The following is a 16,644-nucleotide window of genomic DNA, read 5'->3' on the forward strand; positions in this document are numbered from 1 at the left end:
ACCGATACACCTCCTCCGCATGCCATATCCCTCATCGCGAGCAAGCTTCGCTCCTACAGAAGCAGGCCACGGTGGATGAATCTTGCAGGCACAAAAAAGCCCCTGCGGTGAGGGGCTTTTTTCGAGCGCTGTCAGCCAGCCATTATCAGGTCATCTGAATAATGGTCTGCATGATGGTGCTCTGGGTGGAGATGGTCTTGGCGTTCGCCTGGTAGTTGCTCTGGGCCTTGATCAGGTCCACAAGTTCGTTGGTCAGGTTGACGTTCGACTCTTCCAGGGAGTTGGACACGATCGAACCCAGGGTACCGGTTTGTGGAGCATCGTAACCCGGTACGCCCGAAGCGTAGGTTTCTCTCCAGCTGGTGCCGCCTACCGGCTGCAAGCCTTGTTCGTTGGTGAAGCTGGCCAGGGAGATCTGGCCGATGGCCTTGTTCTGGCTGTTGCTGAAGTTGGCGAACAGGGTACCGGTGCCGTCGATGGTCAGGTTGGTGATCTGGCCAGTGGCGTAGCCGTCCTGCACCGGCAGCGAACGCGCGGTATCGGCGTTGAACTGAGTGGTGCTGGTCATTGAGATGGTCACGCCGCCGGGATTGGCGCTGGCACCGTTGGCCTTCCACGTACCGTTGGTCACAGTGCCAGGCACCCAACCCGCCAGGGTCAGGTTGTTGCCCGGATTAGGTGTAGTGGCAGGCGGAGTGATGACCGAAACCAGTTTGCCGGCGGAGTCGAAATTCATGGTCGATGCGACTGGAGCCGTAGCGCCGGTGGTGGTCGGAGCGGAACCATCGAGGTTACGACCATCGACCAGGGTGTAGGTCTTCCAGGTGTTGGCACCGGTTTTCACCATGTACTGGTCCAGCTTGTGCTCGTTGCCCTGGCTGTCATAGATCGGTGTGCTGAACTGCTTGGTGTAGGTTTCCACCTTGGTCGGATCGAAGGCAAAACCTGTCACGCTCTGGTCAATGACCGGCGCAGTGGAGTTCAGGTTGATGGTCGAGGACACCGAGCTGGTGGCCTTCGGCGACAGGTTCGAGGTGTCGATACGCAAGTCGGTCAGCACGCCGTTGACGATCTTGCCATTGGCATCGACCGCATAGCCTTGCAGGCGGGCAGTGCCATCGGTGTTGGTGATGTAGCCGTCCTTGTCAGTCTTGAAGGTACCGGCGCGGGTGTAGGTCAGCGAGCCGTTGTCACTCAGCACGAAGAAACCCGAACCCTGGATACCCATGTCCAGTACGTTGCCGGTGTTGTTCACGTCGCCCTGGCCGAACTGCTGGGAAACGTTGGCCAGGCGCACGCCATTACCTATGGTCTTGCTACCGGTGCCCAATTTGGTAGCCGAGTAGACGTCAGCGAATTCGGCACGGGACGATTTGAAGCCGGCGGTCGCCACGTTGGCGATGTTGTTGCCGGTCACGTCCAGTTGCTTGTTGGCAGCATAGAGACCGCTAAGGCCGATATTAAAAGACATATTCCACTCCTTGTGCCGTGTTAGTCGGCTCTAGATACCAATGGTTTGAACTTTGGAGAGCGCCACGGGGCTGCTCAGTCCCGCAAGGTTCAACATCAGCTCACCGCCGGTCTGGCTGATGGTGACGCTGTTGACCGTCGCCGGCAGGTAGGTGACCAGATCGGTCGCCTTGCCATCGATCTTTGTGCTGGCCTTGAAGGTGTAATTGCCCGGATCGGCCTTGGTGCCGTCGGTCTTGGTGCCGTCCCAGACAAAGCTGGTACTGCCGGCCTTCTGGCTTCCCAGGTCGAGGGTCTTGACCGTTTTGCCATCCTTGTCGGTGATGGTCACGGTGACGCCGCTGACTCCGGTAGGCACTGTCACCGAACCGGTCATGCTCTTGGTGGTGTCGACCTGAGTGGTACCGGTCTGGACGATCACCGAACGACCCACCAGGGACGAAGCCTGCAGGGCCTGGGACGACTTGTAGTTGCCAGTGATGGAGTTCACCGAGGTATTGAGGGTGGTGATCCCTTCCAGGGTGGAGAACTGCGCCAACTGGGCAACGAATGCGCTGTTGTCCTGTGGGTCCAGCGGGTTCTGGTTTTTCAGCTGGGTCACCAGCAACTTCAGGAACGCGTCCTTGCCCAGCTCATTTTTGCCCTTGACGCTATTGGTGGCCGCCGCCAGGCCGTCATTGCTGGTGGTCGGGGTCTTCTTCGAGGAGTTCGCAAGGACCTCCTTGAGCGTCAGGCCACTGGTGGTATCGGTAACACTCATCTGAGTCGCCCCTTATCACTGACCGAGGGTCAGGACCTTCTGCATCATGGTTTTGGCGGTGTTCATCATTTCCGCGTTGGTCTGGAACGAGCGGCTGGCGGAAATCATGTCGGCCATCTCTTCCACCACGTTGACGTTGGGGTAGTAGACATACCCCTTGGCGTCGGCGGCCGGATGGTTAGGCTCGTAACGCGCCTCGAGGTTGCTCTGGTCCTCGACCACACCCAGCACCTGAACGCCCTGACCGGCCGCGTCCTGATTCTGGAACAGCGACTCGCTGCCACCGCTTTGCGCGCCCTGGAACATGGTGGCGAACACCGGGTGGCGCGCACGGTAGGTCTGGTCGATGCTCGAGGAGACTGTCTCGGCGTTGGCGATGTTACTGGCGACGGTGTTCAAACGAGTGGTCTGGGCACTCATGCCACTACCGGCAATATTGAAAACACTGGCGAGGGACATGGATTACTCTCCGCGCAGGGCTGACACCAGCCCTTTGAATTTGCTGTTGAGCAGCGTGAAGCTGGCCTGGAAGTTCACCGAGTTCTCGGCGTAGTTCGACTGTTCCAGTTGGGCATCCACGGTGTTCTGGTCGATCGACGGCTGCATCGGTGTGCGGTACAGCAGCGATTCGTCGCCGCTGCCCAGACCTTCAGCTTCGATGTGCCGGCTGTTGGTCATGTTCAGGGCAAAGGTGCCGTTCTTGGCTTTCTCGTTCTGCTCGGCGAGCACGGCAGAGAAGTCCAGATCCCGAGCCTTGTAGTTCGGGGTGTCGGCGTTGGCGATGTTGTTGGCCAGCACCTCGGCACGCTTGGCGCGAAAACCAAGAGCCTGCTCATGAATGCCGAGCGCTTTATCGAAGCTGATGCTCATGTCGGGAAACCTTCGACCAGATTTTTCGTAAACGGGATATAGCAAGCTGCGTGCCAAGTGCTAAAAGCCCGTAAATCAAGGCTTTGCCGGCAGCGGCAAAGCGGCAATGCCAGAAAAGCGGCAAGGCATTTCCGCGAAACGTCAGCAAAGCGGCAATGCAGCGGTTGCCGCCTCTCCTGCGCTGGCAAAATCGCAGGCACAAAAAAGAGGCCCGAAGGCCTCTCTTTTTCAACAACGACAATCTTACTTCGCCTGGTAAATGATCCCAGGGCTGCACTGGACCATCTGGTAGTGGTCGGGCAATCCATTGAGCGCCTCGGAAGCGCCGAGAAACAGGTAACCACCCGGCTTCAGGGTGCTGTGAATGCGCATCAGGATGTCCTTCTTCACCTCGGCGGAGAAGTAGATCAGCACATTGCGGCAGAACACGACATCGAATTTGCCCAGGCTGGCATAGCTGTCCAGCAGGTTGAACGAGCGGAACTCGACCCGGCTCTTGATCGGCGCCTTGACCACCCAGCGCCCCGGCCCCTTGGGGTCGAAATAGCGCTGCAAGCGATCGGCCGACAAACCGCGACCGATCGCCAGGCTGTCGTACTCGCCGGTCTTGCAGTTGTTCAGCATGGTCCCGGACAGGTCGGTGGCAACGATCTGCACCCCCATCTTCAATTGCCCCATGTTGGTCTTCTCGAACTCGTCGATCGACATGGACAACGAATAGGGTTCCTGCCCCGAGGAACAGGCCGCCGACCAGATGCGCAAGCGCTGGTTGGGGCTGGCCTTGATCGCCTCCGGCAAGACCTTGTTCTTCAACACCTCGAATGGATAGGTATCGCGAAACCATAGGGTCTCGTTGGTGGTCATGGCGTCGACCACCATCTCTCGCAAACCGCTGCGCGGCTGGGACTGAATGCGCTGAACCAGCTCCCCGAGGGACTTGATGCCTTGCTGTTCCATCAGTTTGTTGAGACGGCTCGACACCAGATATTGCTTGTTCTCACCCAGCAAGATCCCACAGGCTTTTTCCAGGAACACCCGGAACTGTTCGAAATCCAAATTACCCGTAGACAATGATGCCGCCTCTTAAATCGTGTGACCGCCAGGGATGGATATCCCTAGCTGTTATCTGCTGCTTTGATCCGGTCGACAACCCGGGATGCCAGGTCATCAGGACGAAACTTGGCAAGGAAGTCATCGGCACCGACCTTCTTCACCATCGCCTGATTGAATACACCTGACAACGAAGTATGCAGGATGATATGCAGCTTTTGCATGCGTGGATCGTTGCGTATTTCAGCCGTGAGGGTGTAACCGTCCATCTCCGGCATCTCGATGTCGGAGATCATCATCAGAAACTCTTCTTCAGGTTTCTTGCCCTCGTCGACCAGCTTGCGCAGGTAATCCAGCGCCTGTCGGCCGTCGTTCAAGGCCACCACCTCGACCCCCACGGTCTGCAAGCAACGCGTGACCTGCTTGCGCGCCACCGACGAGTCATCGACCGTCAGTACCCGCAGTGAAACAGCCTTGTGCTGAGTCTCGACATCCACCACGCCGACCGAAATGGTCTCGGGCGTCGGCGCGACCTCGGCCAGCACCTTCTCGACGTCGATGATTTCCACCAACTGATTGTCGACCCGCGTCACCGCCGTCAGGTAGTGATCGCGCCCCGTCCCCTTGGGTGGCGGATGGATCTCCTCCCAGTTCATGTTGACGATGCGCTCGACCGACCGCACCAGAAACCCCTGGGTCTTGGTGTTGTACTCAGTGATGATGACAAAGGGGTTGCTCAGATCCTGCAACCCGCCTGAACCGGTGGCCATCGCCAGGTCCAGGATCGGAATGGTCGCCCCTCGAATATTCGCGACACCGCACACCACAGGACTGGATTTGGGCATCAACGTCAGTTTGGGGCATTGCAGCACCTCCCGAACCTTGAACACGTTGATCCCATAGAGCTGCTGCCCGTCGAGACGGAACAACAACAGCTCAAGGCGATTCTGCCCTACCAGTTGCGTGCGCTGGTTCACCGAATCCATTACACCAGCCATGCCCAGACTCCCCAAAGCTTAAGTTCCGACGCGCGCTCATCGCTAAACGGCACGGCGCTTGCTTTTTAACTGTTATGAACGCCAAAACGACATTTTCCCGACGCCTGACATCAAACTACCGCAGATTGCTGTACGGGCTGTCGGCTTTGTTTTTTTTAAACCCTGGCCATCCTGCCGTTGCTGACTCGGTAACCCTGCCTGATCTACTTATCGGCGTCACTCAGGGGTTTCTTGAATTCACCGTAGAAGACTATTTAGCCACCAGTCAAACGCCTGGGCGCTACGAGATCCAGGTCAACCAACTCGACCCGCGGCTGCGCATGCCGCACTGCGACAAGGAATTGACAGCGACCCTGGAAAGCCCGGCGCAACCGCTGGGACGCGTGACCGTTCGCGTCCGTTGCGACGGCGCCTCGCCCTGGACCGTATTCGTGCCCGCCCAGGTCAAGCTGTTCCGCGAGGTGGTGACCACCACCCGGCCACTCAAGCGCGCCGGCATCATCAGCCCCGAAGACGTGATGCTGCGCGAGCGCGATATCGGCCAGATCAACCAGGGCTATCTGACTTCAGTGGACCAGGCCATTGGGCAGAAGCTTGTCCGACCAATGGTCGCCGACCAGCTCGTCACCCTGGTTCACCTGGAACAGGCGGAAGTGGTACGCAAGGGCGATCAGGTGGTGATCTCTGCCCGTAGCGGCACGCTGAACGTGAAAATGCCCGGCGAAGCCTTGTCCAATGGCGGCATGAGCGAGCAGATACGGGTCAAGAACCTCAATTCACAACGGGTCATCAAAGCGCGGATCACCGCGCCGGGACAGGTGGAAGTCGCCATGTAGACGACTGGCGCTGTGCACTGTTGCCCCCTAAACTGTGGCCCATGCAGGGCAACAGCGGCGCGTGCGGGCTTATCGATATTTGAGCCTAAAGTTTTCCGGCGTATTGCCGAAAACAAGTCAAGCGTCCAAATACCCAGAGGTTTTTTACCATGGTCATCGATTTCAGCCGTTTAAACAGCTCTCCCTCACTCACCGGCAGCACGCGCACCAGCGCCAGCAAGGAAACCGGCGACGCCGACAAATCCGCGCCGCTGAACGCTCCGGCCGAACAGGCCAGCACCAGCGGGGAGTCGGTACACCTCAGTAATGAGGCTCAACAGTTGCAGAAGATCACTGACAAGCTGCGCGACCAGCCTGCCGTCGACAACGCCCGCGTGGCCGAGCTGAAGCAAGCGATTGCCGATGGCAGCTATAAAGTCGACAGCAACCGTGTAGCCAGCAAACTGCTTAATTTCGAAGCCCAGCGCTAGCCAATAAGGCCTGCGCCAGTTTTTTGGACGCTCAAAACCCAAGGCCATACATGCACGACACTAATTTGCTGCAACTGATCACCGACGACTTTGCTCCAGCTCAACAATTGCTGGAATTGCTGCGCACCGAATCCCTAGCCCTGCACGGTCGCGACATGCCGCTGCTGGAAGAGATTCTCGCGCAGAAGCAAGCCCTGATCATTTTGCTCGAGCAGCATGGCCGCAAACGCAGCGAACTCCTCGCCAGCCTGAACCTTCCTGCCAGCCGCGCCGGCCTGGAACAGTTGGCCAGCCACTCCTCGATCGGCGACCAGTTACTGGCCCAGAGTGACGTGCTGACCCAAATGCTTGCCGATTGCCAGGCGGCGAACGAACTCAACGGTCGCTCGATCCAGGTTCAACAGGCCACCACCGCCAATCAATTGAAAATCCTCACCGGTGGCGAGCCTCCAGCCCTCTATGATGCCCGTGGCTCAACCGCCAAGCTGGCCAAGCCTCGCCCGCTTAGCCAGGCTTGACCCCAGAGATGAGCGCGCCCTATCAAGTCGCGGAACATGCTGGCAAAATGCCGGCTCTTGCGTGTAGTCGTATTTTGTCTGGAGATTGATGAACCGTGTTCAATGCCGTAAACGCAGAAGATGCGCCGCAGCCACCCAAGGTGCTGACCACCTCCTTGGAAATCAACTCCACGCTGCGCTTGCTGCAAGACAGCCATGACCCGCTGATCATCACTTTCCACGAACGCAGCCAGCGCTTTCAAAGCTATCTGGTCGAGATCGATCGTGACAGCAACATGATTGCCCTGGACGAAATGATCCCCCGCGATGGCGAACGCTTCATGCTCGCCGGCGAACCGTTTCGCGTCGAAGGCTTTCACGAAGGCGTGCGCATCGCCTGGGAAAGCAATGGCATCCCGACTATCGACGAGTCCAATGGTGGGCGATGCTACCGCGGTACGCTGCCAGACGAAGTGGTCTATCACCAGCGCCGCAATGCCTTTCGCGCAGCCCTGAAGCTGGCCCAACTGGTCAACATCGAACTGGGCGGCGAAAAACTCAAGACACCGATCGCCGGCAAGCTGCTGGATATCTCCGCCACCGGCTGCAAGCTGCGCTTCGAGGGCGACATCTCCGGCCGCCTGCAACTGGGCCAGGTCTACGAGCGTTTTATCGCCGCCCTGCCCTTCGGCAGCATGACTGCGCCAGTGGAACTGCGTTACCTGCACCACGAAGAGAAGATCGACACGACTTTCGCCGGCGTGCGCTTTCACAACATGAGCGGCCTGGTTCAACGCCAGGTCGAGCGCTTCGTCTACCAGCTGCAACGCGAAGCCCGGCGCTTCGACAAAGACGACCTCTGAGATTCGAGCGTCGATAAAAAACGGGCAGCCCCTTGCGGAGCTGCCCGTTTTTCGTTTCTAGGGCCTGGCCCCACTGAACTGGTCCGGCCCTGGCTCATCCGGCTTCACTACCGGCTCCTCAGCCTCAACCTCATCCGTGGCCGGCGTCTCGACCGGAGGCTCGGCTTCCGGTGCGCTGGTCTGTTGCATCTGATCTTGCACCACTTGCTCATCGACCCGCGGATCGAGCGCGGCCACCAATGGCGAACTGGACATGCTGTCCGGCATCGCCACGTGATGCAGCGGCGCATCATCGACCTGATGCAGGTTGGTCACGGCTTTCGGCCGGATGCGCCAGACCAGTACCAGGGCAAAGAAACTGAAGAACGCATAGAGCATCTGGCTGCCGAACAACTTCATCAGCACCCCCGCCACCAAAGGCCCGACACTGGCCCCGACGCCATAGGTCACCAGCAGCATCGCGGTCAGCGAAACCCGCCGATCGCCTTCGACATGGTCGTTGGAGAACGCCACCGCCAGCGGGTACAGGCAGAACTGCACCAGCGAACAGAGGAACCCCAGGGCGAACAGCACCTCCAGTGGCACCTGGGGCAGAATCGCCAACGGCAAGGCCACGACTGCCAGGAAGCAGGCAAAGCAGCGAATCAGCAGGGCCCGATCATAACGGTCGGACAGCCATCCCAATGGCCACTGCACTACCAGCCCGGCAAAAATGCAGCTCCCCATGAACAGGCCAACCTGCTCGGTACTCAAGCCCTGCTGGGAGGCATACAGCGGTGCCAGACCATAGAACGAACCGACAATCAGCCCCGACCCGAGCACCGTGCTCAGCGACTGCGGAACGCGCTTGATAAAGAAGCGCGGTTCCATGGGCGCCGGATGCAAAGGCGCCGGGTGAATACGCCGGGTCATGGCCACCGGTACCAGGCACAGGGCAAAACACAGGGCCACCAGCATCAGCAACTCAAGCCCGAGGGCCGGATGCATGACCAGAATCAACTGCCCCAGGACCAGCCCCAGATACGAGGCGATCATGTAGCCGCTGAACACCAGCCCGCGCTGCTTGGCATCGGCCTGCTCGTTGAGCCAGCTTTCGATGACCATGTACTGGCACATCATGCCCAGGCCGACGATCATCCGCAGCACCAGCCAGGCCGGCAACCAGTCCACCAAGCCATGCCCCAGCACCGCCGCACCGACGATCCCGGCACAGGTGGCGTACGCACGGATATGGCCGACCCGGGCAATCAGGCGGTGGCCGATTTTCCCGCCCAGCACCAGGCCGAAATAGTTGGCCGCCATCAAGGCCCCCACCCATAACCCGTCGACATGATCGGCGGCCAGGCGCAACGCCAGGTAGGTACTGAGTAAGCCCGAGCCGATCAACATCATCAGCGAGGCGAAATAAAGCGCTCGAAAGGATTTCCAGATTTGGCGCATCGGCGTTCCGAGCGGCTCCTTGAATTGAGTGTCGGGCCATCTGGACGATAGCCCAACTGCGACGGTTCGGTTAAGCCTGGGCCGCTAAGACGCGCCGCTCCCAGGGAGTTATTTCATCAAAGAAACTGGTCAACTCCATGGTCTTCGAAGCGACGTAACCTTCGACGAACTCATTGCCGAACAATTCCTTGGCCAACTGGCTACGTTTCAGACGCTCAAGAGCGGCATGCAAGGTACAAGGCAGAGATAAACTGTCCGGCACGGCAAACTCACCCTGAATCGCCGGCGTCGGTTCCAGCTCGTTTTCGATACCGTGCAAACCTGCCGCCAGGCTCGCGGCGATCGCCAGATACGGGTTGGCATCGGCACCCGGCAAGCGGTTCTCGACCCGCCGCGCCACCGGCGAACTGGCCGGAATGCGCAGGCCTGCCGCCCGATTGTCATGGGACCAGCAGGCATTGTTCGGCGACGCGTAAGGATGGCACAGGCGCTGGTAGGAATTGACGTTCGGTGCGAACAGCGCAGTGAAATCCGCCATCCCCGCCTGCAGCCCGCCAATGAAGTGGCGGAACATCGCGGTCGGCTCTCCGGCCTCATCACTGAACACGTTACGCCCGCTGGCCGACTCCACCAGGCTCTGGTGAATATGCATCGAACTGCCCGGTGTGTGCGCCAGCGGCTTGGCCATGCACACCACGGTCAGACCATGCTTGAGCGCCACTTCCTTGAGCAGGTGCTTGAACAGGAATGTCTGGTCGGCCAGCAACAGCGGATCACCGTGCAGCAGATTGATCTCGAACTGACTGACGCCCATTTCATGCATGAAGGTATCGCGCGGCAAGCCCAATGCCGCCATGCAGGCATAGACCTCACTGAAGAACGGCCGCAAACCGCTGTTGGAACTGACGCTGAACGCCGAATGCCCATCCTCGCGACGACCGTCCAGGCCAAGGGGCGGCTGGAAAGGTTGGGTCGGGTCGGTATTGGGAGCAAACACGAAAAACTCCAGCTCGGTCGCCACCACCGGCGCCAGGCCGTGAGCGGCGTACCGCGCGATGACCTCTTTGAGCTGGCCCCGGGTGGAAAGACGCGAGCTTTCACCGCTCAACTCGTCCGCATCGCAAATCGCCAGTGCACGCGGCTGCGAACTCCAGGGCAGGCGATGAATCTGTTGCGGGTCGGCAGTGAGCGCCAGGTCGCCGTCGTCACTGCCGTAAAAACGCGCGGGCGGATAACCCCCCATGATGCATTGCAACAGCACCCCACGGGCCATCTGCAGACGCCGCCCTTCGAGGAAACCCTCGGCGGTCATCACCTTGCCCCGTGGCACGCCGTTCAGATCCGGAGTGACACATTCAATCTCGTCAATGCCCGTCAATCGCTGAGCGAGTGAACTGCGGCCATCGGTTGTCATGACTCAATCCTTGTTGTTGTACGAGCCGAGAACGGCGACCCGTACAAAATAGGCTCCGGCTGTTCGGAATATCAAGCAGGGACACTCGAAATACCCGGATAGACAACCATCATCCGGCATGCCTTCGCAAGGAGCGCTCTCAAGGAACTTGTCACAAAACACAAGCCAGCTTGCCGAGCTGATGATTTATCGGCCTGCCACTCCCGCCCTATGATTTTTTCGCCCCCGCCAACTCGCTTGGCCGGGCTCGGCTGGCGAGGCATGCGCAAGGCCCCTGCTGACCAGCCCGGCCGCCGCGCCGTCCATCGAAACCCATTGACAGCGCTTACCCAGGGAGCAGACACATGCCGCTCCCATTCGCCACAGGAGCTCCACCATGCCCAATGATTTTCCCCAACCCGTGGACGCAGCGCTGGTGCCACGCTTCGCCGGGATTCCGAGCTTCATGCGCCTGCCGGTCTTTGATGACCCGGCCCAGGTGCAGATCGCCCTGGTCGGAGTGCCCTGGGACGGCGGCACCACCAACCGCGCCGGCGCCAGGCATGGCCCGCGAGAAGTGCGCAACCTCTCCAGCCTGATGCGCAAGGTGCACCATGTCAGCCGTATCGCCCCCTATGACCTGGTGCGCATCGGCGATCTCGGCGACGCTCCCGTCAACCCCATCGACCTGCAGGACTCGCTGTCGCGCATAGAAGCCTTTTTCCGCGACTTGCACGAAGCCGGTGCCGTGCCGCTGGCCGTTGGCGGCGACCACCTGGTGACCTTGCCGATCTTTCGCGCCCTGGCCCGCCAGCGGCCAATCGGCATGGTGCATTTCGACGCTCACTCCGATACCAACGACCGCTACTTCGGCAACAATCCCTACACCCACGGCACACCGTTCCGTCGTGCCGTGGAGGAAGGCCTGCTGGACCCGCGACGCACCGTGCAGATCGGTATCCGTGGCTCGGTCTATTCGGCCGATGACGAGGCCTTCGCTGCCGAGACCGGCATCCGCGTGATCCATATGGAAGAGTTTGCCGAGATCGGCGTCGCCGCCACCCTGGCCGAGGTCCGATGCGTGGTCGGTGACGGCCCGACCTATGTCAGCTTCGATGTCGACGTGCTGGATCCGGCCTTCGCCCCCGGCACCGGTACCCCGGAAATCGGCGGCATGACCACCCTGGAGGCCCAGCAGTTGATCCGTGGCCTGCGCGGCCTGAACCTGATCGGAGCCGATGTGGTGGAAGTGTCGCCGCCCTTCGACGTCGGCGGCGCCACGGCGCTGGTGGGGGCGACCATGATGTTCGAGCTGATGTGCCTGCTGGCCGAGTCCATCGCCTCTCGCCGCTGACTCGCAGATCCGCGCCGGTGTAGGCTTTGCCCATCCCCTTGCCGCGCCTGATGGAGGCCAATGTGCTGGGCAGCCTATCCGATATCGACCTGCGCATGCTGCGGGTCTTTTGCACCATAGTCGACGCCGGTGGTTTCACCGCGGCCCAGGCCAGGCTCAATACCAGCCTGTCGCGCCTGAGCGTGGTGGTACGCGATCTCGAGGAGCGCCTGGGCTGCTCGCTGTGCCGACGCGGTAGCAGTGGCTTCCAATTGACCGAGGAAGGCCTGGAACTGTTCGATGCTGCGCAGTTGCTGTTTCGCGACATCGAGCGCTTTCGGCAGCAGGCCAACCAACTCGGCGGGCCGGCACGCGACCATCTGCAGATCGGCAATGTCGACAGCATGCTCAGCCTGTCCTATGCGCCATTGCCCCTGGCCATCAACCTGTTCCGCCAGCGCCTGCCGGAAGTCCGCCTGGGCCTGCACATACTGCGTCCCGACGAGCTTGAACAGGCCGTGCTCGACGAGCGCCTGCACCTGGCCATCGGAGCCTTCCACCACCAGCTCTCCGGGCTGCGCTACCAGCCGCTGTTCGAGGAGGAACAAAACCTCTATTGCGCTGCTGGGCACCCGCTGTTTCAACGCAGCGACACCGACCTGACCCTGGAAGAAATATGCAACACACCCTATGTCGGCCGTGGCTACATGGCTGAGAACCAGCGCCCCCATGGCCTGTATTTTTTGCAGAGCGCCACCGTCTACACCATGGAAGCGATTGCCACCCTGGTGTTTTCCGACAGCTATCTGGGTTACCTGCCCAGCCACTATGCCGCCAACTGGGTGGCCAGGGGCCAAATGCGCGCCCTGTTACCGCAGCGCCTGGCCTATCGTTCGACCTTTCACTGCATCACCCGTCAGGGCCAGGAGCCGAAAGCCGCCCTGACCTGCTTTCTACAGGCCCTGGAGCAAGCGCAACAGCAGCTGGCTCAGGGCAGGTAGAGACTGAACACACCGCCGCCCAAAGGCCCGCCGTTGCGAATCTCGGTACGTCCGCAGACACCGTTGCGCTGATGCAGCGCGGCAATGCGCCCGGCGAAGTACAACCCCAGGCCGGTGCTGCCGCTACTGTGATTGATGCCTTGCACGTAGTCGGCCTGGTTATCGATCATCGGCTGCGGATAACCCTCGCCATCGTCATTGATGGTCAGCACCGTCTGCCCACCTTCATCGTGCACGCTGACCAGCAACGCATGGCGCGCATAACGAATGGCGTTGTTGATGCAGTTGTCCAGCACCGAGGCGATCAATTCCCGATCGAAGAACCCCAGTGGGGTCAAGGGATCGACTTCATAGGTCGCGGCAATGCCACGACTGGCGAACACATCCTGATGGCTGACCAGTTGCGCCTCGATGAAGTCATCCAGTTCGTGGTAACCCGGCTGCACCGGCAACTGGTTGACCCCCAGTTTGTAGAGCCCCAGCAGTTGCACCAGCATGCCGTTGAGATGGGCAAACTCGAACTCCATCACGCCCTGCTCCGGCGTGCCCTGGTGCGCCTGCGGCAGTGCCGCCAGCCACTGGGCATGGGCCTGCATGAGCAGGGTCAGGGAGTTCTTCATGTCGTGCACGGTAGAGGCGATCACCGTGGAAAAGTCGAGAGCCTGTTCGTGGGTATTCATTCGCCAAACGCCTTGCTTCGCAGCTTCTGATAACGCGGATAACGCGCGTCGGTATCGGGCATCAGACCGACCATTTTCAGGCAGGTCCGGCACTCATCCAGCAGTGCCGTGTCCTGGGTGATGTCGGTGCCGTGCAATAGCGACTGCGCCATGTTCAGGGCAATACTGATGTTCTTCGGTTGCATGGCCAGGGCCCGACGGAACAGATCCCGGGCTTCGCCCAGCGCGCCGGCCTTGTAGCTGCGCACGCCTTGACGGTTCATGTCCGCCGCCGCGTTGGCGGAGTTGAGGATCGCCGGGTCATCGGTAAGTTTGGCAATGCCTTCCATCACCTTCGGGTCGTCGCCGTAGATTTCCGCACAGTTTTTCAGCATCGATGCGCCGGCATCGGCCTGTCCCAGCATCTGCAGTTGCTTGGCCACCAGCAACGCCGCTTCCGGGCTCATGAACTGCTCCATCCCGTCCAGACGCAGCATCGCCTGCTCGGTGAGTTTTTCCGCCGTTTCAGCATCGTTGAGCAACAGGCTGGTGGCCTTCATCAGGCGCGCGCGAATCTGCAGCCCCGGATCGCTGGGGTTTTCCTTGGCCACCGCACTCAGGGTGCTGTTGATTTCCAGGCGCGTGCGAGTATCCAGGCCCCTCTCGCTGCCCTTGCTGATCAACGCATGGGCCAGGCCAAGGTTGCTTTCCGGATCCTTGAAACGCGATTGCGCGCCTTGCGATACCGCCTGGCGATACGCCTTGGATGCGGTCTCGAAGTCTTCGTTGGTCATCGCCAGCTTGCCCAGCAGCGCTTGCCGGCGCACGGCCAGCGGCGACAGGCGCACCGCCTCCTCCAGCACACTCTGGGCGCGCTTGGAATCACCCTCGGCGAGCAACACATCGGCCATGCCATCGTAGAGCGCCGGCATCATCGGAAAGGCCTTCAAGGCCTTTTCATAGATGGCCTTGGCCTGGGTCACCTGGCCACGCTTGAACAGCAGACGCCCCAGGCCGACATAGGCCCACGGCAACGGGCGATCCGCCAGGATGCTCTCGTACAACCGCTCCAGCGCCTCGTTCTGATTCATGTCACGCAAGGCATCGGCCCGGTAACGCAGGCACAACGGCGCATAACGCGGATCCTGCTTGCACAGGGCGATGCAGGCATTGAGCACCTCGAGCGGCTTGCCGCGATCGAGCGCCTGCAGGATCGGCTTGAGCAACGACTTGCGCTGCTGCAGCCGCTCCAGCCGCTGAGCCAGGCTGGAGCGGTTGAAAGGCTTGGTCAGATAGGCGTCCGGCTCGTGCTCGAGGGCGCTGAGCACCATCGACTGGCTGGTCTCGGCGGTGACCATGAGAAACACGCTTTCATGGCTGATCAGCTTGTCGGTCATCAGGTCTTCGAGCACCTGCTGACCATTCTTCTTGCCGTCGCCCAGGTGGTAATCCTGCAGGATGAAGTCATAACGCTTTTGCGCGCACATGCGCAGCGCCTGCTCGCCTGTATCGGCAGTGTCTACGTCCTTGACGCCCAGCTCACGCAGCATGGACCGGACAGAACTGCGGAAATCCGAGAAATCATCGACGATCAAAAAGCTTTTTTGGTGGTACGCCAGCATCGAAGATTCCAGACCCGTAAAAAAGATGAAGCCCGCGGCAACAGCAGGACACGCTCAAGGTCGTCACCCTTGTTGCCCCCGGACAACGATAATGGCCACAGGCCATCAATGCATTCTACATCAACCCACAATGGCGCCCGCCCGCTCTCGCCGGACACTCGGTCCATGGCCCCGCCATTTGACCTGCAACAACATCCATGGGGTTATCGGCCGATTCCGGCGTTCCCTTATAGATAGTTGCCAAAAGCATTCGATATCCTTGCTCGCGCCGCCCGCCAGCTCCGATTGCGGCAAACTCCATCGGGAATATCAGCCGCGCGGCATCAACTTTAAGCCAGCCGCGCCGATACCTTGCAGACAGACAGCAACAGTCAAAACGAGCGCAACATGCAAACCTGTATCCAAAACCTCATCGACCAGGGCGCCCATATCTTCGGCGAGATCCTGGACGCTGACCGCACGCAGGCGCTGTACCGCGAAATGATCGCCGCACGGGCCTTCGGGGCCGGGCTGTTCATGGACGAGGCTGAATACCTGGCCCAGGAAAACCACCTCAACGCCAACCCGAACAAGACCTTCAACTTCCTCAATGGCTTCGAGTCGCAATTGCAGTTCATCGAGCAGGATCCGCGCCTCACTGCAGTCCTCGATGAAGTGCTCGGCGCCGACTATGAGGTAGTGATCAAGAAAGCGGTGTGCGGCGTACCGGATTCGTGGCTGCCGGACTGGGTGCGGGAAAAGATCCGCGATGTGAATGTGGCGAACCTGGGGCCCTATATCAAAAAACCCTTTCGCGACATCACCTACTTTCGCGGGATCGACTTCCACCAGGACATCATCGATTGGCCCCAGGGCCGGGTGGAACTCGACCCCTCGACCTTTCTGACCCTGTATGTGTACCTGCACGACGTCACCGAAAACGACTCGCCCCTGCACCTGATGCCCGGCACTCACCGCTTTGGTGCCACGCTGTTCCCTCATCAGTTGGAACATCAGGAGCACGACCAATGGACCTACGCCGACGATCAGGGGCAGCAGATGGCCTGCCAGGATTACCGGCTGACAGGCGGGCCGGGTTACGTCGGGCTCTGGCACAACTGCACCTTGCACGGTACGCGGCCAGTGGCCAACGAGTCAGAGCAGTTCCGCCTGTCGCTGCGCTACCTGCTGGGCAAGTCCCGGAGTAACACCGGCAAGACCGCGATTGATACCATCAACGCCGCAATCCAGGGCGAGCTGCAACCGATAAGGACCCGACGCGACCTGAACGCCAAGGGTATCGCCCAGATCAAGGGCAACATCATCAATAACAATGGCTAGCGTCACCGCCTTTACCGAGCGGGCGAACCGCTCGGGTGACGATCTACCACCGGCAGCACCAG

17 protein-coding genes are annotated in these 16,644 nt (G+C 60.3%); 7 read left to right on the top strand and 10 right to left on the bottom strand.

Annotated features, from left to right (window positions below; genetic code table 11):
* Positions 1–145 precede the first annotated feature (145 nt).
* The 6 genes from flgE to CXQ81_RS24595 all read right to left on the bottom strand — a co-directional run bounded on the left by flgE (position 146) and on the right by CXQ81_RS24595 (position 5,148).
* Positions 146–1,471: a flagellar hook protein FlgE gene (gene flgE, locus CXQ81_RS24570; protein WP_009050299.1), complete on the bottom strand. Its 1,326-nt coding sequence runs from the start codon at positions 1,469–1,471 to the stop codon at positions 146–148.
* Between the two features lie 30 nt (positions 1,472–1,501).
* Positions 1,502–2,230 (bottom strand): flagellar hook assembly protein FlgD, encoded by a 729-nt coding sequence (gene flgD, locus CXQ81_RS24575; RefSeq protein ID WP_007921630.1) that lies wholly within the window; start codon positions 2,228–2,230, stop codon positions 1,502–1,504.
* A gap of 15 nt (positions 2,231–2,245) precedes the next feature.
* The gene (flgC, locus tag CXQ81_RS24580; RefSeq protein WP_007921629.1) at positions 2,246–2,689 is read right to left on the bottom strand and encodes a flagellar basal body rod protein FlgC; all 444 of its coding nucleotides are present in this window, start codon (positions 2,687–2,689) and stop codon (positions 2,246–2,248) included.
* 3 nt (positions 2,690–2,692) lie between these two features.
* Positions 2,693–3,100 (bottom strand): flagellar basal body rod protein FlgB, encoded by a 408-nt coding sequence (gene flgB, locus CXQ81_RS24585; protein WP_007921628.1) that lies wholly within the window; start codon positions 3,098–3,100, stop codon positions 2,693–2,695.
* A gap of 243 nt (positions 3,101–3,343) precedes the next feature.
* A complete protein-coding gene (gene cheR / locus CXQ81_RS24590) occupies positions 3,344–4,171 on the bottom strand; it encodes a protein-glutamate O-methyltransferase CheR (RefSeq protein WP_007921627.1) in 828 nt (275 codons plus the stop codon).
* Between the two features lie 44 nt (positions 4,172–4,215).
* Positions 4,216–5,148 (bottom strand): chemotaxis protein CheV, encoded by a 933-nt coding sequence (locus CXQ81_RS24595; RefSeq protein ID WP_007921626.1) that lies wholly within the window; start codon positions 5,146–5,148, stop codon positions 4,216–4,218.
* Between the two features lie 74 nt (positions 5,149–5,222).
* Between CXQ81_RS24595 and flgA the strand changes: the two genes are divergently transcribed.
* From flgA to CXQ81_RS24615, 4 genes are all read left to right on the top strand, one after another.
* On the top strand, positions 5,223–5,984 hold the full coding sequence (gene flgA, locus CXQ81_RS24600; RefSeq protein WP_009050304.1) for a flagellar basal body P-ring formation chaperone FlgA: 762 nt from the start codon (positions 5,223–5,225) through the stop codon (positions 5,982–5,984).
* Positions 5,985–6,133: 149 nt separating this feature from the next.
* The gene (gene flgM, locus CXQ81_RS24605) at positions 6,134–6,454 is read left to right on the top strand and encodes a flagellar biosynthesis anti-sigma factor FlgM (RefSeq protein WP_009045139.1); all 321 of its coding nucleotides are present in this window, start codon (positions 6,134–6,136) and stop codon (positions 6,452–6,454) included.
* A gap of 50 nt (positions 6,455–6,504) precedes the next feature.
* A complete protein-coding gene (locus CXQ81_RS24610) occupies positions 6,505–6,972 on the top strand; it encodes a flagella synthesis protein FlgN (RefSeq protein WP_007921623.1) in 468 nt (155 codons plus the stop codon).
* Positions 6,973–7,067: 95 nt separating this feature from the next.
* Positions 7,068–7,814 carry a flagellar brake protein gene (locus tag CXQ81_RS24615; protein ID WP_101338808.1) on the top strand — a complete coding sequence of 249 codons (747 nt, stop codon included), beginning with the start codon at positions 7,068–7,070 and terminating at the stop codon, positions 7,812–7,814.
* Between the two features lie 57 nt (positions 7,815–7,871).
* On the opposite strand, the gene CXQ81_RS24620 is transcribed toward CXQ81_RS24615, so the two are convergent.
* Both CXQ81_RS24620 and CXQ81_RS24625 read right to left on the bottom strand, forming a co-directional pair.
* Positions 7,872–9,254, bottom strand: a complete 1,383-nt coding sequence (locus CXQ81_RS24620; protein WP_007921621.1) for an MFS transporter — start codon at positions 9,252–9,254, stop codon at positions 7,872–7,874.
* Between the two features lie 70 nt (positions 9,255–9,324).
* Positions 9,325–10,566, bottom strand: coding sequence for a glutamine synthetase family protein (locus CXQ81_RS24625; RefSeq protein ID WP_178081117.1), 1,242 nt, complete (start codon positions 10,564–10,566; stop codon positions 9,325–9,327).
* 478 nt (positions 10,567–11,044) lie between these two features.
* On the opposite strand from CXQ81_RS24625, the gene speB reads away from it, so the two are divergent.
* Complete coding sequence (speB, locus tag CXQ81_RS24630) at positions 11,045–12,001, top strand: agmatinase (protein WP_101338810.1); 957 nt, start codon at positions 11,045–11,047, stop codon at positions 11,999–12,001.
* A 50-nt stretch (positions 12,002–12,051) separates the two neighbouring features.
* Positions 12,052–12,981 (top strand): LysR family transcriptional regulator, encoded by a 930-nt coding sequence (locus CXQ81_RS24635; protein WP_219735409.1) that lies wholly within the window; start codon positions 12,052–12,054, stop codon positions 12,979–12,981.
* On the opposite strand, the gene CXQ81_RS24640 is transcribed toward CXQ81_RS24635, so the two are convergent.
* Positions 12,969–13,661 (bottom strand): sensor histidine kinase KdpD, encoded by a 693-nt coding sequence (locus CXQ81_RS24640; RefSeq protein ID WP_053262282.1) that lies wholly within the window; start codon positions 13,659–13,661, stop codon positions 12,969–12,971. The genes CXQ81_RS24635 and CXQ81_RS24640 overlap by 13 nt on opposite strands.
* Entirely contained in the window at positions 13,658–15,262 is a 1,605-nt protein-coding gene (locus tag CXQ81_RS24645) for a tetratricopeptide repeat-containing response regulator (protein ID WP_007921613.1), read from the bottom strand. The genes CXQ81_RS24640 and CXQ81_RS24645 overlap by 4 nt, the downstream gene beginning before the upstream one ends.
* 387 nt (positions 15,263–15,649) lie before the next feature.
* On the opposite strand from CXQ81_RS24645, the gene CXQ81_RS24650 reads away from it, so the two are divergent.
* Positions 15,650–16,582 carry a phytanoyl-CoA dioxygenase family protein gene (locus tag CXQ81_RS24650; protein WP_007921611.1) on the top strand — a complete coding sequence of 311 codons (933 nt, stop codon included), beginning with the start codon at positions 15,650–15,652 and terminating at the stop codon, positions 16,580–16,582.
* Positions 16,583–16,644: the final 62 nt, after the last annotated feature.

Source organism: Pseudomonas sp. 09C 129 (assembly GCF_002843625.1).
Classification (GTDB): Bacteria; Pseudomonadota; Gammaproteobacteria; order Pseudomonadales; family Pseudomonadaceae; genus Aquipseudomonas; species Aquipseudomonas chlororaphis.